At 66.8% G+C, this 16,422-nt stretch carries 15 protein-coding genes and 4 pseudogenes; 6 read left to right on the top strand and 13 right to left on the bottom strand.

The window, feature by feature from the left end; all coding sequences use genetic code 11:
* Positions 1-35: 35 nt before the first annotated feature.
* The 4 genes from AQJ46_RS01210 to AQJ46_RS01195 form a co-directional block, all read right to left on the bottom strand.
* On the bottom strand, positions 36-533 hold the full coding sequence (locus AQJ46_RS01210; RefSeq protein ID WP_059203767.1) for an Ohr family peroxiredoxin: 498 nt from the start codon (positions 531-533) through the stop codon (positions 36-38).
* A 229-nt stretch (positions 534-762) separates the two neighbouring features.
* Positions 763-1,659: an RNA polymerase sigma-70 factor gene (locus AQJ46_RS01205; protein WP_059203766.1), complete on the bottom strand. Its 897-nt coding sequence runs from the start codon at positions 1,657-1,659 to the stop codon at positions 763-765.
* Positions 1,660-1,760: 101 nt separating this feature from the next.
* Complete coding sequence (locus tag AQJ46_RS01200; RefSeq protein WP_059204367.1) at positions 1,761-2,531, bottom strand: class I SAM-dependent methyltransferase; 771 nt, start codon at positions 2,529-2,531, stop codon at positions 1,761-1,763.
* A 596-nt stretch (positions 2,532-3,127) separates the two neighbouring features.
* Positions 3,128-4,060 carry an SDR family oxidoreductase gene (locus AQJ46_RS01195; RefSeq protein ID WP_059203765.1) on the bottom strand — a complete coding sequence of 311 codons (933 nt, stop codon included), beginning with the start codon at positions 4,058-4,060 and terminating at the stop codon, positions 3,128-3,130.
* A gap of 267 nt (positions 4,061-4,327) precedes the next feature.
* On the opposite strand from AQJ46_RS01195, the gene AQJ46_RS01190 reads away from it, so the two are divergent.
* Positions 4,328-5,062 (top strand): alpha/beta fold hydrolase, encoded by a 735-nt coding sequence (locus AQJ46_RS01190; protein WP_059203764.1) that lies wholly within the window; start codon positions 4,328-4,330, stop codon positions 5,060-5,062.
* A 221-nt stretch (positions 5,063-5,283) separates the two neighbouring features.
* Here the strand turns inward: AQJ46_RS01190 and AQJ46_RS01185 are convergent, their stop codons facing one another.
* Positions 5,284-5,571: a hypothetical protein gene (locus tag AQJ46_RS01185; RefSeq protein WP_059203763.1), complete on the bottom strand. Its 288-nt coding sequence runs from the start codon at positions 5,569-5,571 to the stop codon at positions 5,284-5,286.
* 270 nt (positions 5,572-5,841) lie between these two features.
* Positions 5,842-6,346 (bottom strand): annotated as a pseudogene (locus AQJ46_RS51615) (nucleotide triphosphate diphosphatase NUDT15).
* A 191-nt stretch (positions 6,347-6,537) separates the two neighbouring features.
* Here AQJ46_RS51615 and AQJ46_RS56930 point away from each other — a divergent pair.
* From AQJ46_RS56930 to AQJ46_RS01155, 5 genes and pseudogenes are all read left to right on the top strand, one after another.
* Positions 6,538-6,759: an ATP-binding protein gene (locus AQJ46_RS56930; RefSeq protein ID WP_059203761.1), complete on the top strand. Its 222-nt coding sequence runs from the start codon at positions 6,538-6,540 to the stop codon at positions 6,757-6,759.
* Between the two features lie 205 nt (positions 6,760-6,964).
* Positions 6,965-7,444, top strand: a pseudogene (locus tag AQJ46_RS01170) (PIG-L family deacetylase); the annotation flags it as partial.
* Positions 7,445-7,613: 169 nt separating this feature from the next.
* On the top strand, positions 7,614-8,438 hold the full coding sequence (locus AQJ46_RS01165; protein WP_059203760.1) for a hypothetical protein: 825 nt from the start codon (positions 7,614-7,616) through the stop codon (positions 8,436-8,438).
* Positions 8,439-8,479: 41 nt separating this feature from the next.
* Complete coding sequence (locus tag AQJ46_RS01160) at positions 8,480-9,466, top strand: Dyp-type peroxidase (RefSeq protein WP_059203759.1); 987 nt, start codon at positions 8,480-8,482, stop codon at positions 9,464-9,466.
* A gap of 65 nt (positions 9,467-9,531) precedes the next feature.
* On the top strand, positions 9,532-9,960 hold the full coding sequence (locus AQJ46_RS01155) for a VOC family protein (protein WP_059204366.1): 429 nt from the start codon (positions 9,532-9,534) through the stop codon (positions 9,958-9,960).
* Positions 9,961-10,180: 220 nt separating this feature from the next.
* Here the strand turns inward: AQJ46_RS01155 and AQJ46_RS53990 are convergent, their stop codons facing one another.
* From AQJ46_RS53990 to AQJ46_RS01120, 7 genes and pseudogenes are all read right to left on the bottom strand, one after another.
* A complete protein-coding gene (locus tag AQJ46_RS53990; protein ID WP_159063975.1) occupies positions 10,181-10,432 on the bottom strand; it encodes a hypothetical protein in 252 nt (83 codons plus the stop codon).
* Between the two features lie 236 nt (positions 10,433-10,668).
* Positions 10,669-11,103 carry a cupin domain-containing protein gene (locus tag AQJ46_RS01145; protein ID WP_059203758.1) on the bottom strand — a complete coding sequence of 145 codons (435 nt, stop codon included), beginning with the start codon at positions 11,101-11,103 and terminating at the stop codon, positions 10,669-10,671.
* A gap of 118 nt (positions 11,104-11,221) precedes the next feature.
* Positions 11,222-12,355 (bottom strand): low temperature requirement protein A, encoded by a 1,134-nt coding sequence (locus AQJ46_RS01140; RefSeq protein ID WP_059203757.1) that lies wholly within the window; start codon positions 12,353-12,355, stop codon positions 11,222-11,224.
* 68 nt (positions 12,356-12,423) lie between these two features.
* Complete coding sequence (locus tag AQJ46_RS01135; RefSeq protein ID WP_059203756.1) at positions 12,424-13,023, bottom strand: YceI family protein; 600 nt, start codon at positions 13,021-13,023, stop codon at positions 12,424-12,426.
* A gap of 167 nt (positions 13,024-13,190) precedes the next feature.
* Positions 13,191-13,911, bottom strand: a pseudogene (locus AQJ46_RS51605) (FAD-binding protein).
* Positions 13,912-14,117: 206 nt separating this feature from the next.
* Positions 14,118-14,747 (bottom strand): annotated as a pseudogene (locus AQJ46_RS01125) (sigma-70 family RNA polymerase sigma factor); the annotation flags it as partial.
* 293 nt (positions 14,748-15,040) lie between these two features.
* Positions 15,041-15,934, bottom strand: coding sequence for a sigma factor-like helix-turn-helix DNA-binding protein (locus AQJ46_RS01120; RefSeq protein ID WP_059203754.1), 894 nt, complete (start codon positions 15,932-15,934; stop codon positions 15,041-15,043).
* Positions 15,935-16,422: the final 488 nt, after the last annotated feature.

Below are 16,422 nucleotides of genomic sequence, written 5' to 3'. Positions count from 1 at the left end.
CGGCGCAGCCTTGGTCCCCAGTCCGCCCTGGTCCGCTACGGGGCCAGTGTGATGGTGGTCGGGGTTCCCTGCCACGCCATCCTTGCGTAGGGGCACAACGAGTCGGCTGTCTCGAGCAGGGGAGCCGCAATCTCGCGGTCGATGCCAGGCCACTTCACCACCAGATCAACCTGGAGCAGGTAGCCACCGTCTGCCGGATCCCGCCCGAAGGCGACGGTTGCTTCCACGGAGATCGCGGAGGGGTCGAGTTCCTCCTGCTGGGCCACCAGGCTCAGGGCTCCGTGGTAACAGGCCGCGAAGCCGGCCGCGAACAACTGCTCAGGGTTCGTGCCCTGACCGTTCCCTCCGAGTTCGGCGGGTATGCGCAGATCGAGGTCCAAGGCTCCGTCCGACGAACGTGCCTTGCCCGAGGCCCGACCGTGTGAGACCACGCCGCCGTTGACAGTAACCGTCGTGGTGTAAATGGGAGAGAAGGACGCTCCGTCGTAGTCCTTCTCGATGGACAGGTCGGGCAATTGGATCCGATCGGTCACGGCATGACTCCGGCATCGTCGCGGTACGCGCCTACCGGTGGAATGTGCTTCTGGCGGGCCGGTTGCGCGCCCAGCCGCGGGCACGGGCCGGCGTGCCGCTCATGACCATAGTCACGTTGTCTTTTCCTCACGCTTCGTAGGATCCCGGATCCCGGACGACCTGTAGACCGATGAGAGACGAGCCTTGTGGCATGCGCCCAGTAACGATCGCCCGACTACGCGGAAGCGGTCACTCGTTCAGCGATGCCACGTAGGGAGACAGCTTGGCCGGGTTCATCACCCACATGATCCGGTCGATGCCTTCCACCGACACATCCACGGACAACAGGGCCACAGCTGCTCCGCCGGAGGAGATGAGGACGGCCGGCCGACTGTTGGCCTCGACCCACCGGATCTCCGACTGGGGCCAGAACCGTGGCGCGAACGCGGCGAGGTACTTGGAAACGTGCACGCGTCCGAACACTGGGATCTTCGAGGCGCCACGAGTGCCTCCACCATCGGAGTAGCTGACCACGTCTGCGGTGAGCACATCCTCGAGCACCGCGAGATCACCTGTCTGCGCAGCGGTGAGAAACACTCGCAGGAGGCGGCGGTGCTCGCTCGGGCTCACGCGTTCCCGGCGCTCAGCGGCCAGGTGCTTGCGCGCACGGCTTACCAGCTGACGGGCGTTGGCCTCACTGATCTCCAAGATGCCCGCGATCTGCGGATAGGGGTAGCCGAAGGCCTCCCGCAGGACGTACGCGCCCCGCTCCACCGGGTTCAGCTTCTCCAGGAGGAACAGCACCGCCAGTTCGAGCGCCTCAGCGCGTTCCGCGCCCAGCTGAGGGTCCTCAACGGTATCGACCGGCTCGGGAAGCCACGGTCCGACATACGATTCCCGCCGTACCCTCGCGGACTGAGCGAGGTTGATGGCCAGACGTGTGGTGATCGTGGTGAGGAAGGCCGTCGGCTCCACCACCTTCGTGCGGTCCGTGTTCTGCCACCGCAACCACGTCTCTTGAAGAATGTCCTCCGCCTCCACTGTGCTGCCAAGCAAGCGGTAGGCGATACCGAAGAGCCGCGGACGTGCCGCGAGGAAGTTTTGTGTCGCCTGTTCGAGGGAGTTGGCGTCGGCCTCGGCGTGCATAGGTGTCCCTTCGGCTGCAACGCCACCATGTTACAAGTCGCAGAAGCCGAGTGTGTCTGCGGCTCGGGCACACGCTTCCTGTCTCGCCGAGCGTAACGGAGTCATTTCGGGTGGGGGCCGAGAGTCATCGCCAGCACGGCCGGATCTTCCCACGCCGGCTGCGGCACGAATCCGTGATCTTCCAGATCCTTGATCATCTCCGTGCGAGACGTCGGCCACATCCAGAAGGTTTCCGTGTGCTCACGCAGCAGGAGCCCACTCTCCCGCACCCAGTAATCGAAGCGTGTGCGGATCCGGTCCCCCTCCGCCGACAGCACCATGCGGCCTCCGTACTCGTGTCGCCCGACTTGTTGCTCCGGGAAGCGACGCTCAGTCACCTCGCCGGGAAACAGGCCCGACGGCGGAAGCTGAAGCAGCAGTGAGCCACCCGGTACCAGGGCCTCGGCGAGAGCCGGCCACAGAACATGTCTGGCTGAGGGGGACAAACAGGCGATCATGTTGTGACAGATCGCGAGGTCCGCCACTTCTCGGAGTCCCGCCTCGCCGAGAGTCGTGGGATGGACGGTGACCCGAGCCCTCAGCTCGGCGGACAGGGAGGCCAGGCGCGTCATCAGCGGTGTCCGCATGGCATGTGCGGGTTCGATGGCGTGTACGTCTACCTGAGAGGCGAGAAGGCTCATCAAGGTCACCCGTCCGGTTCCGGCTCCGACATCCAGTACACCGAGCCGGGCGCTTTCCACAGCGTGGCCGTAGAGGCGACGTACCCGCACCGCGTCCTGCTCGGCCTGAAGGACGTCGTAGAACTCGGCGCTGACCACATAGTCGTCCTGGCGAACCCGGACCGGCCGTGAACTGTGTATAAGGGTGCGCATATCCAGCAAGACCAATTGTGTGCGGTACCTGTGACACTCTGCTGGAGCAGGTCGGAACCGCGTGGGGGTCCCGGTGCCGGGAGCGGGCCTGTCGGGAGGGGGCACGCATGGGCGTGATCCCAGGGACACCAGGCGGGCGTCAGCCCCGCAGGAGCCATTGCGCGAGGGCGACGTGGCCTCGCGGTGCGGTCGGCGTAGGAAGCAGCGTCCGCTTCTCGAACACCGCACCGAGGAAGGGGAAGTGGACGTCGGAGATCACGTCGCGCTGGTCACCGCGGGCGGCCAGCAGTTTGCGGTGAGGTCGTCGAGTCGATACTCCTCGGGGCCAGCGGTTTCAAGGCTCCCGAACAGGGGTGCTCCGCCGTGCCGGGTACGGAATGTTCTGTGCTCCCTTGGTGCACCAGGCCTGACGGCCACGTCCCCACATACAAGACCGAGGTCCTCCGGTTTGTGTGACACCCGCCGCACGGGGCGAGGAAAGGTGTGAACTCAGCCCGGTCCGGGCTGCCTTACGGTCCGTCAGGCACGTTTCCGTGTCCGGCCTGGTCGGTGTGAACGCCGACGCAGCCACGCTGCCCCTGGTCCGTCGGACGCCTTCAGACCGCCGCGAAGGTGACTCCGGTGAGACGCTCGGACAGCTGCCAGAGCCGGGACGCGTCCGCCTCGCTCCGGGCCGATTTGTAGAGCGCCAGTTCCGTGGGACTGCCCGTGAACTGGCCCAAGCCGTCGGGGCCGTACAGACGCCCGCCCTTGGCTTCCGGGCTCGTCGCCGCGTACAGCAGCGGACGCAGGCCGGCGTCGACGGACTGCACGAAGACGCCCCAGCGTGCGAGCCGCCTCATGATCGCCGCGTGGGGTGCGGGACGGGCGCGGCCGAGGTTGGGCCCGGCTGCGTAGAGGTTGGTCAGAGTCGTACCGGGATGGGCCGCATTGCTGACGAGGCCCCAGCCGCCCGATGCGCTGCGCCGCTCCAGTTCGAGAGCGAACAGCAGGTTGGCCAGCTTGGACTGTCCGTACGCACGCACCGGGGAGTATCGCTTCACACCTTGCGGGTCGTCCCAGTCGATCCGGCTGTTACGCGCGGCACTGCTGGTCACGGTGGTCACACGAGCCCGGCCGGCCCGCAGTGACGGCATCAGCCGCCCGGTGAGGGCCACATGACCCAGGTAGTTGGTTCCGAACTGCAGCTCGTATCCGTCCTCGGTCGTGTGCCGCAGCGGCGGCGCCATCACGCCCGCGTTGTTGACGAGCAGGTGGATCGGCCTGCCTTCCGCATTGAGCGTTTCGGCGAGGTCCTCCACCGACGCCAAGGAAGCCAGGTCGAGGACGCGAAGGGAGGTCCGCGCACCCGGCACGCTCGTCCGGATCTGTTCGAGGGCGGTGGTTCCCTTGGCCATGTTGCGCACCGGCAGGATCAGCTCGGCGCCGGCATGAGCGAGTCGTGTGGCCAGCCCAAGGCCGACGCCGTCGCTCGCCCCGGTGACCACGGCCAGCTTTCCGCGCAGGTCGGGCTCCGTCATTTCGTTCATCACACACTCCTGGTCGGGCGGTACTTCCGGGTCACCAGCGTCCACGAGGCGCGCGGCTCGATCCATGTGCTGATTGACCATGGATCAATCGGACATGACATGAATCACCGGGCACCATCTGAAGAAACGACCCGAAGTTGATGAGGGCGACAACACCGTGTGACACGATGTTGTTCCTGGCAATATGGTTGCCGGACACCTCACGCGAGGTACGGCTGCTCATCCCACGGCAGTCGACCCATCTCCGATCGACGAAGGGCACCCCCCATGCCTGCCATCCTGATCCACGGCGTCCCCGATACCCACCACGTGTGGGACGACGTACGTCGGCACCTCTCCCGGACCGACGTGGAGGCCTGGGACCTGCCAGGGTTCGCCGCCGCCCTGCCGGACGACTTCGGATCCACCAAGGAGGAGTACGTCAGTTGGCTCATCGACCGCCTGGAGCGGATCGGTGAGCCGGTCGACCTGGTCGGTCATGACTGGGGCTGCATATTCACTGCCCGTGTCGCATCACTCCGGCCCGACCTCGTACGTACCTGGGCCGGGAGCAACGGTCCGATCAGCTCCGACTACGTCTGGCATCCGCTTGCCGTCACATGGCAGGACCCGGTCGAAGGCGAACGCTTCATGAACGAGCTGCAAGCCGAGTCCTTCGCCGACGACTTGGTAAAGGGCTTCGACCTCCCCGTCGAACCGGCCAAGGAGATGGTCAGCCGCGTGGACGGGGTGATGAAGGACAGCATCCTCAAGCTCTACCGCTCCGCGGTGACCATGGGGGCGGAATGGGAACCGGCACTGGCGAACGTGTCCGCGCCGTCTCTCGTGTTCTGGGGAGCGCTCGACCCCGCCTGCCAGATCGAGTTTGGTGAGAGGCTCGGCGCGTCTCTGCGCGCCTCCAAGGTCGCCAAGCTCGATTGCAACCACTGGACGGTGCTCGAGCGGCCGGCAGAGGTCGCCGCACTCCTGGAGGCTCATTGGGCGGCCTTCCCCAACGGCTGACGCGTACGGGGACGGGTTGCCCGTGCGCGCCCGGAGCGGAGGGGCCAGGCTCATCCCCTCGGTGCCGCACGGGGATCTTGCACTGGAACCGGCCCGCGCCCGGGCACAAGGTTCAGTGTTCAGCGTGAGTGTCGTGCCCGGCGAGGACGCCCTGTCGACGCGTTCGACCAGTCGAGCGCGGGCCGCTTCTCAGCCTCTTCGTGAGCAGAGCGCCAGGATCGTCAAGGGCGGCAGTTCGTAGGGCCGTCGAGCCACGTGAGACACACGTCGTCGGAGTCGGCGACGCTGTGCCGGAGGCCGTCGCCCGGGTCCGCCCGCTTCTGAGCCTCGGCGGAGGCCGCCGAACGGCGCAGGTGCCGTAAGGCCGCGGAGACGGCCTCGATCCGCGCGTCCACCGCATCGAGGGCCTCTCGGAGCAGACGCTCGTGAGCTTCGAGTACGGCGGCTTCTGCCGCCAGCGTGGCGCCGATCGCGGCATGGTCCGAGCCCGGGTCAGGGTTTCGCGGCATCTTCTGTCTTCCTCTGGCTGGAGCCGGGAGTCCGGCAAGTCCCAAGTGATGCGGGGGTCGTGGAGACTGAGGGGCGCGGCTGCGCAGGTTGACGCGCCGACATGGATCTGGGCTGTCGGAGACGCGCGCGAGCAGCATGGTCGCTGGCCAACTCGCTCCCTTCCTCGCCGAGAGGCTTCCCAGGCCGCTGGCGCAGGCCCTCACAGCTCATGACCGAGTAGCTGGGGAGGCTGTGACGGGTACATCAGCTGCCGGGTGCCGACCCCTGATTCAGCGGAGCCGGGTGGGGGCATGGCCAAGAAGCCCGTAATGGCGGAACCCGGCTGTTCCTGGCGGTTCCGCTTCTGGCCACAGGCAGTCCAGGACCGAGGCGGACGGCGGGAAGAGCGCGGAAGGGACTGCTGCACGGGCGAACCAGTCCCAGTGCACGATCTTGTTCGGCTCGGTCACCCGAGGCCTACCCGTTGCGCTCTCCGTGACCGCTGCGGCGGTCACGCGGGTCAAACCGTTGAGGCCGTCGACGAGAACCGCCAGTACCCGTACGGCAGTCGCGGGCACCACGAGTCCGGTCTCCTCTGCCAGTTCCCGGGAGGCGGCCGTCTCGAAATCCTCCCCGGTGTCGACCTTGCCGCCAGGAAGTTCCCAGCGGCCGTCATGGCCGAGCCCGAGCAGGACGCGACCCTCGGAGTCGAGGACCGCGAGGCCGACAGGTGAGGCTGTTCGGGGTAGGTCGGGCGCGTTCGGGGCGTTCGGTACGGTGTTCAGGAGAGTTCACCGGACCATTCCACCCTGTGGAGCAGCTGAAAGCATCCGCGAGCCGACTGCAACGGCCCCCATGCCCGGGTGACGTCTGCGCTGTTGCCGACTGCCCGCGGCCTTCCCGCATGCCCGACTGTCCGTGCCTCACCACCCCGGGGACACGGCTGGACGCGTCGGCGGCCTGACGTGGGCTGGGAGGGGTGTCCGGTGAGAGTCACCAACCCGCTGCTGGTGGGTGTCACCAGCCCTTTGGTGGGGCGCGACCGGGACCTGGAATGGGTTTCCGGCTTCCTGACGCACACGGACTCGGGCGGCGCCCTGCTGTTGTCCGGAGAGCCGGGCGTGGGGAAGACAGCGCTCCTGGACGCCGTCGCGAAGTCGGCGGTGGACGCCGGCACTCGCGTGCTGCGTGCCGCGGGCGTTCACTGAACCAGGCGCTCCTTCCGCTGCGGGACGCGTTCGACACCCTGGACGCCACTCATCGGGACGCCATACGCATCGCCCTGGGTTTCGGCGTCGGTCAGCCGCCGGACCGCCTGGTCGTCTCCAACGCCGCCCTGGCCGTGCTGCAGGCCGCGTCCGATGAGGCCCAGGGCGACGTGCTGGTCATCGTCGACGATCTTCCCTGGGTGGAGTTCTCGACCATCGCGACGGCGTGATCGAATACGGCCTCCCGCTGCGCCGCGACATCGCTGCGGCCTTGCGCCGCTACCGGCCCGAACTGGTCATCACGCTCAACCATCACACGACCTGGAGTGCCGGCGCCTGGAACACCCCGGACCACGTGGCCGTAGCGCACGCCGCTCTCGACGCGGCAGCGGATGCCGGTAATCGCTGGATCTTCCCCGGACTGACCGAGGCGGGTCTCCAGCCATGGAACGGGGTCCGATGGGTGGCCGTCGCCAATTCCCCGAACCCCACGCACGCGGTGCGTGCTGATCACGGCTTGGAGCGTGCGGTGCTGTCGCTTCGCGAGCACCGCACATACATCGAGGCATTGACCGACGAGGACCCCGAATCGTATGCACGACGATTCCTGACCGAGAGCACCAGCGCCCTGAGCCCACGTTTCGGTGGGGTGCCGGCTGTTGTCTTCGAACTGTTCAGCCGGTGAGGCGTAGGTTGCCGGGTCACTGATCTCTGCCGCGTGCTTGGGACCGGTTGACACATACCATGCAGTGATAGTGTGGAAACCACTGTTGTGTTCCGAGCGGATCGTGTGACTGCGGCCGTCCGAGACCTCGAGAAGAGACCCTTGAGACCGGCATGGAAGAGAATCGGCAATGACGACACTGCACCTCACTCTGCTCGGCGCGGTCCGCGAACTCACGGCCGCAGAGCTGCCTGCCGTCGTTTCCGTCCACAATGGCCGTTCCCTGCGCCGCTTCGCGCTGGAGCTCCATGTGCCGGACGAACGGCACGAGGAATTGGACGCCGAGCTCCAGGCGGCCTCCACGGCCGATGGACCGCATATTCAGGGCACTGACGCGACCTGGCGCGTGTCGGAGGGCTGGACCGCCGTTTCCCAAGGACGCAGACCGGAGATCTACATCTACAAGGCGGAGATCCAGGAGGTGGAGGAACTCCGCGTCTCCGCTCTCGAGATCGAAGGACTCAGTCTCGTTCCGACCAGGTACAGAGAGGACGTCAGCGAGGAGACGATCACGGCGACGTTCGTCACCGAGGTGTCCGACGAGGACGATGAGCGGCTGGAGGAGCTTCTCAGGAAGCCGCATGAGTTCTTCGACGTCATCCGCCGAGGCATCAGTGACGAACCTCTGCCTATGCGCTTCGGGCGCCGCGTGTGGCAGCGGGCCGGGGAAGGAGCGCGTCGTCACCACCTGGTGCTGATCGCCGATGAGGACACGTCACAAGCGGCGCCAGACCCTCTTGCTCTGGTGAACCAACCACAACTCGACCGGACCATGGAGAAGGCGTGCGCGAACACCAATGCGCTGGCCCTGCTACTGGAAGAGCTGCGATCCAAAGGTGTCCTGGACAAGGACGCCTTCCACGCGATCAAGCATGCCGCTACCGCGCATCCGTTGACACACGAGGAGAAGCGCGAGTCGTCCCGGACTGATCGTCTGGACGACTACTGGCGTTGATGACACATCTGCCGCTGCCGGCGGGTGGAAGGGAAACGCTCATGACCGGAGACGTCGCGGAACCGGTGCCTCAGATGGTTCTGTCCCCGCTGACCAGTGCGGCGATCTTTCTCGTCGTGACGATCGACAGCGGCGGCGAGACCACCGTCCGTGAGCTGCTGTCGGACATCGGCTCGCTGGAACGGGCCGTGGGATTCCGTGCCCAGCCCGACGGCAGATTGAGTTGTGTCACCGGCATCGGTTCGCACGCCTGGGGCCGCCTATTCTCCGGGACGCGTCCGGCCCGGCTCCATCCTTTCCGGGAAGTGAACGGCCCGGTGCACCGAGCCGTCGCCACCCCGGGCGACCTGCTCTTCCACATCCGCGCCTCCCGTCTGGACCTGTGCTTCGCGCTTGCCACGGAGATCATGAGCCGACTGCGTCAGGCAGTGACAGTCCAGGACGAGGTGCACGGCTTCAAGTACTTCGACGAACGCGACCTGCTCGGCTTCGTCGACGGAACGGAGAATCCGACGGGTCCCGCGGCGCACTCGGCGGTAGTCGTCGGCGACGAGGATCCGTCCTTCTCGGGCGGGAGTTACGTCGTCGTGCAGAAGTACCTGCACGACCTCGACGCGTGGGAGGAACTGTCCGTCGAGGCGCAGGAGAGAGCAATTGGCCGGCGAAAGCTGTCCGACGTGGAGCTCGCTGACAACGTCAAACCTGCGGATTCACACGTCGCCCTCACCAGCCTCACCGACGCGGACGGCAAAGAACTCGAGATCCTGCGCGACAACATGCCCTTCGGCGCCGTGGGCCGTGCGGAGTTCGGCACGTATTTCATCGGCTACGCCCGCACTCCCGAGGTGACGGAGACGATGCTGGAGCGAATGTTCCTGGGCACGGAGTCGGCGCCGCACGACCGCATACTGGACTTCTCCGTCCCGGTGACAGGCTCCATGTTCTTCGCGCCGGCTGCGGACTTCCTGGAGGACCCTCCCGAGCCGCCGACGTCCCGATCGCCTTCCCTTGTCCGTGATCCGAGATGACCACACCGTTTCTGACCGTGATACCCGGTGGTGCCAAGCCTCCGTCCGTGAAAGTGATGACGACAGTGGATTTCAAGCTGGAAGTTGTGGTTCTGCCCGTCTCCGACGTCGACCGGGCCAGAGCGTTCTACGAGGCGGTGGGGTTCCGCCTGGATGCCGATCACGTCACCGATGACACCTACCGGGTGGTGCACATGACACCCTCTGGCTCGCCGTGCTCGATTCTCTTCGGCGTCGGGGTCACCACTGCAACTCCCGGTTCGGCGCAGGGGCTCCACCTCGTCGTTTCCGACATCGTGAAGGCCCACGAAGAGCTCCTCGGCAGGGGTGTGGAGATGGGCGGGATCTTCCACGACACGAGCGAGATATTCCACCGCTGCACGCTTGAGAGGCGGATCAGCGGCCCTGATCCGCAACGTCGCAGCTATTGCTCGTATGCGGAATTCAGCGACCCGGACGGCAACGGATGGGTGCTTCAGGAGGCAACGAACTGAATCCAGCCGTTCTGTTCCTGGTGCCGGCTGTCCGAGACCGAGCCGGCGCGGTTTCGACCCGCGCCTGCTCAGGTGCTCGGCGATCCAGCTCGCTCGGGAACGTCCGGGTGCGCAGCCCCTCATGGGCGCCGGTCGGGGACGAAAGCGGGCGGACCCGTCAGCTCGCATGACGTGCCACGACGATCCGGGACGGCACGGCTCCGTCTGTCTGCTCGGTCCGTCAGTGGTGGCGCGTCGCCGAGTGACCGGGGCCGGCGTCGTCTGTGTCGCCCGAGCGATGCGCACCGTCATCGGCCCCGGACGCCGTGTGGCGCAGCCGCCGGAGGGTCTCGGAGATCGACTCGATGCGTGAATCCACTGTGTGGATGGCCTCTCGGAGCTGGCTCAGCCGCCCCTCGAGCAGGGCGGCCTCCGCCGCCAGCGACGCAGTGGCGGCGGCGGGATTGGCTTGCCGGTCGGTTTCTCGGAGCATCTTCCCGTCCTCCCTCGGTTCGTGCCGGAGCTCTGTCGGCGGGCTTACAGCGATCGCCCGAGTGCATCGACTGTCCTGGGTCCCTGTCATGCTGCCTCCTCCTCGCTGCGGGGCTTGGATGGATGCCACCGCAAGCTGCTGACACCCGATTGACCGGGCAGCGGGAGCGGCTGTGACAGCTGCCGGCGATCGGCCGCGTCCGTACGAAGGACGCGGCCGTGGTGCGGCGCGCTGGGCTACTGGAACGTGCAGCCGGGGTTGGAGGCGTCCTCGGCGAACGGGGCGCCGTGCGGCAGCACGTAGAGGACTTCCAGGACGACGTCCGTCGTGCCGCGGTTCTGGCCCAGGTGCACGTGGTCCGCGCCCGACGGTTCCTTCAGGGAGCTGCCCTTGTCGTAGACGCCGTCGGATGCGCACGTGGCATCGAAGTGGCTCAGCGTTCCCTGCTTGACGTACGCGTACAGCGTGCCGTCGTGGTAGTGCCAGCCCGTTCCCTGGCCGGGCGGAATGGTGACCTCTCGGAGGATGTAGTCCCGGTCCCAAATGGTCTTCTGGGCAAGGACCTTGCCGGTTACGCCGGGACCTCCGGGGGTCGCCTGGGCGACCGCGGAGGTGAGTGAAAGCGTGGTGCACGCTGCACCGACAGCTGCTGCACGCAGCATATTGCGCATGATGATGCCTTTCGGGGCGCAAGGTTGTGGTGACCCCCAGGATGGGAAGTCAGTTGGGAGAGTGTTTGACGGAACACACTGCAATGCCACTAAGTGTGAAGCTGCGTGGCGGTACAGTTCAGGGCGCGTGGGCTTCGCGATGGGCTACGACGAGGGACGCACCGATCAGAAGCGACGCGATGACGCCGGTGCACAGTACGGCGATCGTCGTGAAGGTGGTGGCGAGGACGGCGAGTGCCGCGACCGGGGGAAGGACGTTGGCCTTGGCGGGCAGTTGCACGGTCCGCCGGTGCAGCAGCCACACGCAGGCGATGAAGACGGCGACGGGCACCGTGTACGTGGCCGCGGCCTGGACGTCGGTAAGAGTGCCATGGTCGGTGAGATGGGCGACGTTGACGGCTAGTCCTGCCCCTACGGCCGCTGCCGCGGCGAACACCGCGTAGTGCCCGTAGCCCCACAGCATGGCCGTGGTCTGGGTTTTGAGGCGACGCGGTGCGTCCTGGGCGAAGTACAGCCACCACAGGGCGAAGACGGTCAGGATGCCACCCAGTGCGATGAGCAGAACGGAGCCGACTTCCGCATGGGTGTCCAGGGCGTTGCGGACGGCAAGAGCTGCGGCGGTGATGGACTCGCCGAGCACAATCAGGGTGAACAGCCCGTAGCGCTCGGCTATGTGGTGCGGGTGCCAGGTGGTGCCCACGGCACGTTCGGCCCAGACCGGAACCGAGAGTTCACCGACCGCGAGGACGGCGAACGAGGCGATACCGCCGTCGTGGGGCAGGGCCAGTCGGACCAGCCAGCCTATCTCCAGGACTGAGATGCCCAGGGCGTACCGCACTGCCGACCGCCGGCGTTCCTGGTCCGTGCACGCGGCGCGCAGCCACTGGCTGACCATGGCGAGCCGCATGACGACATAACCCCACGTGATGATCTGGAAGTCCCCGTGCTCCAGGGCCTTGGTGGCCCCTGCGGCCATGACCAGGGCTCCGGTGATCTGGACCAGGGTGAGGAGGCGATACGGCACGTCGTCCGTGTCGTAGGCGGAGGCGAACCAGGTGAAGTTCATCCAGGCCCACCAGATCGCGAAGAACACGAGTGCGTAACCGAGAAGGCCGTGACCAGGACGGCCCGAAGTGATTTCGTGCTCGAACGCCGAGGCGGCCTGGGCGACGGCGGCGACGAAACACAGGTCGAAGAACAACTCCAGCGCGGTGGCGGTGCGGTGTTCCTCACCGGCATGGCGGGCGAGCATCGGCCGGTGCCAGACACTGGAGGGCGGTGAGGACACAAGAACTGTCACCCTCGACGACCTCACCGCCTTCACGCCGCCGCGTCCTGATCGATCCGTACCGCCGAGATGTCCAGGACCAGAGTCACCTTGTCACCGACGAGCACGCCTCCTGCCTCCAGAGTCGTGTTCCAGGTGAGCCCCCAGTCCGAACGGCGCAGGATGGCCGTGCCCTCGAAGCCGACCCGGCGCTGTCCGTCGACGTCGTCGGCGGCTCCACCGAAGACGAGATCGATGTCCAGCGGCAGCTCGACGTCCTTGATGCGCAAGCTGCCGGTGAGACGGAACTCGTCGTCGCCGCGCTGGACGATTCCCGTGGAGCGGAAGGCCATCAGGGGAAACGTCGCGGAGTCGAAGAACTCGGGTCCTCTCAGGTGCGCGTCGCGTTCCTGGATTCCCGTGTCGATGCTGTCGGTCTGGACACTCACGTACGCCGTTGACCGGGAGGGGTCAAAGCCGTCCAGCAGGAGGAGGCCCTCGAAACGGTCGAACCTGCCGCGAATGTTGGAGATCATGGCGTGCCGGACGGAGAATCCGACGGTCGTGTGGGCCGGATCGATGGTGTAGGCACCTGTGAGTGCCGCGTATGTGCCGGGCCCGGGGGAAGCGGTTCGGTCGCGTTCTGTGAGCATGGTCAATGGCTTTCTCTACGGTTGCTGCGGTGACAAGGCGCGTTGACGTCTCGGGGACCGCTTTGTCCACTGCGGAAAGGGCCTGCCGTGTCGCGGTGCGGACGACAAGCCCCGCGCGGTCGATGTGCGCGTCCGGGGCGGGAAGCAGTGTGGTCTCCCGCAGTGCGCTACTCAACGAGCTTTCCGTCGGTGGAGACGTCCTCCATGAGCGAGGTGATCTCCTTCGGGATGGGCGGAAGGCTTTCGTGGGTGATTCCTGTGGTCGGGGACCACACGAGGTTGACGCGGAGGGCGGGATCCATGTCGGGGTAGTCGCTGCGGTTGTGGCAGCCGCGGGTTTCCTGGCGTTCGGGTGCCGCTTCGAGGGGGGCGAGGGCCGCCAGGGCGGCCGATTTGAGGTCGAAGGCATGCGCGAGGTCCTGGAACCCGGCGATGTCGGGGTGGACGCCGACGTTCTCCATGCGCTTCTCGATGACGTCCAGTTCCGCCAGACCGGTGCGCAGGCCCTCTTCGTCGCGGACGACGCCCGCGTGTTCGGTCATTGTGTGCGCCGAAGAAGCGCTGCGAGATCCGGACGTCCTCCTCGCGGGCGAAGGCCATGCCGTAGCGCTCCAGGTCGTCGATGCCCCGGGCGGCGCCCTGGATGACGATCTCGGCGGTGCGGGGATCGGCGAGGAGGTAGCTCTCCTTGAGGGTGTCGGCGGCGTGCTGCTGCCAGCTGTCCTCGGGGTCCATCGTGGCCAGGGCCGCGTTGATCCCACCGGCGGCCAGGGATGTGTGGGTGTCCTCCGTGGGGCGTTTGCCGACGGCCATGACAGCGACACCGGCCTCGGCCGGCTCGATCGACGCCCTGAGGCCGGCCCCGCCGGTACCGATCACCAGCACCATGGTGGAAAGCCGTTGTTCGGTGATAGCCACGATTGCTCCCATCGCTCCGGCTGGTCACTGACTAGGACCAGGTCCGGCGGTGGTTTGTGACACCGCGAAGGCCGCCTCAGCGCTCGACACGCGGTTACTCATGCGGGTGAGGACGGTGACCGCGAGTCGGGGCAGCAGAGGTCTGAGCGACGCCTCGTTGGTCACTGTCAGCAGGGCAGAGAGACGGCTTCCGGTGTCAGAAGAGCCTCCAGGGACGCGATGTCCCCGGTACGCGCCGCTGAGACGAAGGTGGCGAGAAGCTGCCGGTGCTCGGCCGCGTCCACGGTCTCCTGGTGGTCGGCCGACAGGTGCTTGCGGGCGCGGCTCACGATTTTGCGCACGTTGACGACGGTGAGCCCGAGTATCTCCGCGATATCGGCGTAGGCGTAGTCGAACGCCTCACGCAGCACGTAGGCGGCCCGCTCGGTCGGATTCAGCTTGCCCAGCACGAGGAGCAGGGCCAGTTCGAGGGCCTCTGCCCGCTGGGCGCCCACCTCCGGGTCATTGCTCGTGTCTATGGGCTCGGGTAGCCATGGACCGATGTAGGTCTCGCGCCGCACACGGGCGGACTGGGCCACGTTGATGGCCAGCCGGGTGGTTGCCTTGGACAGGAACGCGACGGGACTTACCACCGCCGAACGGTCTGCCTTCTGCCAGCGCAGCCACACCTCCTGGACCACGTCCTCGGACTCCACCGCGCTTCCCAGCAAGCGGTACGCGATACCGAAAAGACGTGGGCGGAGCTCCACGAAGACAGAAACGGCCTCGTCCATCGTGCTCACAGTGGAGGGCCTGTCAAGATGCATGTTCCTCTGTCTCCGTTCCTCTCAGGACCGGTGCTGTCGATAGCGCACTCGCTGGGTCACCGTGTGGCGGTCCGGTCCCCTGGGCAGCGGACACGGTTGCTTTGGCTGCACGCGCACAGGGAAGGGTCCGGCCGCCACGGAGTCCGGTGTCACCACAAGGCGGGCACCAGGTCGCGTCTTCTCTTCGACCGGGCACACCCTCGTTTCGTTACAGATCCGCCATGGTTTGTTGTCTCCGGCAGGCATCACACTGTCGCCATCGACAGAGTGGTCACACTATGGTGACGATGCTCCTAGTTCACCCGAGGTACACCGGGAGAGGCATCCGGCCGGTTCCAAAGTCGCAGTTTGTCGGGGTTCAGAACGGCCCAGACCTGGACGACGTGGTGGTCGGCGATGTCGAAGCTGATCACGGCGGCGACCTGGCCGTCGTAGCGCACGACGATCCCCGTCTGGCCGTTGACGGAGTGGAGGTCCAGTGCGATACGGGGGCGGTGGGAGAGCAGAGTGAGTAGGCTGCGGGCGACCTTCAGGGCACCGTGGACCGGCCGGTCCAGAGCCCGCACCTTGCCGCCGCCGTCGAAGAAGGCCGTGGCGTCGGGGGCCAGCAGAGATGACAGGAGGGCCGAGTCCGCCGCGGCGCAGGCCTCACGGACCGCCCGGACCATCCGGTCGTGTTGCTGCGGCATGGTGGGACTCGAACGCCTGGTCCGCAGGGTGCGACGGGCCCGTTCGGCGAGTTCGGCACATTCCCGTTCCGTCTGGCCCACGATCTCGGCGACCGCCTGGGGCGCCATCCGGAAAACATCATTGAGGACGAACGCTGCCCGCTCGGCCGGGGACAGGGAATCCAACGCGTTCAGCAGAACCTCGCTGACCTCGTCCGCCAAAGACGGACAGGCCCTCACCGTCGTGTCGCCGGCTGTTCCTGCCGCACCCTGCCCTCGACGCCCGGGCAGGGCCAGGCACGTCAGGCAGATGGCGCCCGCCGTCCTCACCAGCCAGGAGAGCGGCTCCGCGATCCGCGCCCTCTCCGGATCGGACAGGCCGTACCACCGCCGGTAGGTCTCGGTAACGACTTCGTCGGCATCAGGACCTGTGCCCAACATCCAATAGGCGACGGCCAGCAGATGCTGCCGCTCGTCAAGCAGCTCAGCGATCGGCACCGCGTCATCGGCCTGGTCCATACGGCATCTTCCCTCTCACACGGCCGTCCATCGCCAACACCGCGACGCCTCGGCCGACGTCCGGAACGGCCTCGGTGGACCGAGCGCGCTGTCCCGACCTGTCTTGTCCAACATTGTCGTCACGCTGTTCTCGACAGTGCAGACCGGACAGGGATGGACCATGTGACACGGGCAGTGACGCGGGGGAGGAAAGTGCCTGCGAACGCGCTGGGTCTCAAGCCCGCGGCGACGAGGGGCACATGTCACACATTCGATGAGCGTCCTGTCATAAGGGCGAAAGGCGGTAAGTGGGACTGTCGAGTCAACCGGCCGCCCCGCCCGGCGGTTGGCACCCGGCACGTCCACGTTGCCGGCCTCCTGCCTGGTTTCCGCGTCGCAGCAACGATGCTGACCGCGCCGCCCTACACGGCTCCAGCCCCGCCTCAGCAGTGGGCTGTCGTGGGCCGTCGACCATCAGCGCCGCGCTCCTTCCACAGGAAGTCGGCGCG

Origin of the sequence: Streptomyces canus (genome assembly GCF_001514145.1) — a bacterium.
GTDB lineage: Bacteria > Actinomycetota > Actinomycetes > Streptomycetales > Streptomycetaceae > Streptomyces > Streptomyces canus.
This window is presented reverse-complemented; position numbering and strand designations above follow the sequence as displayed.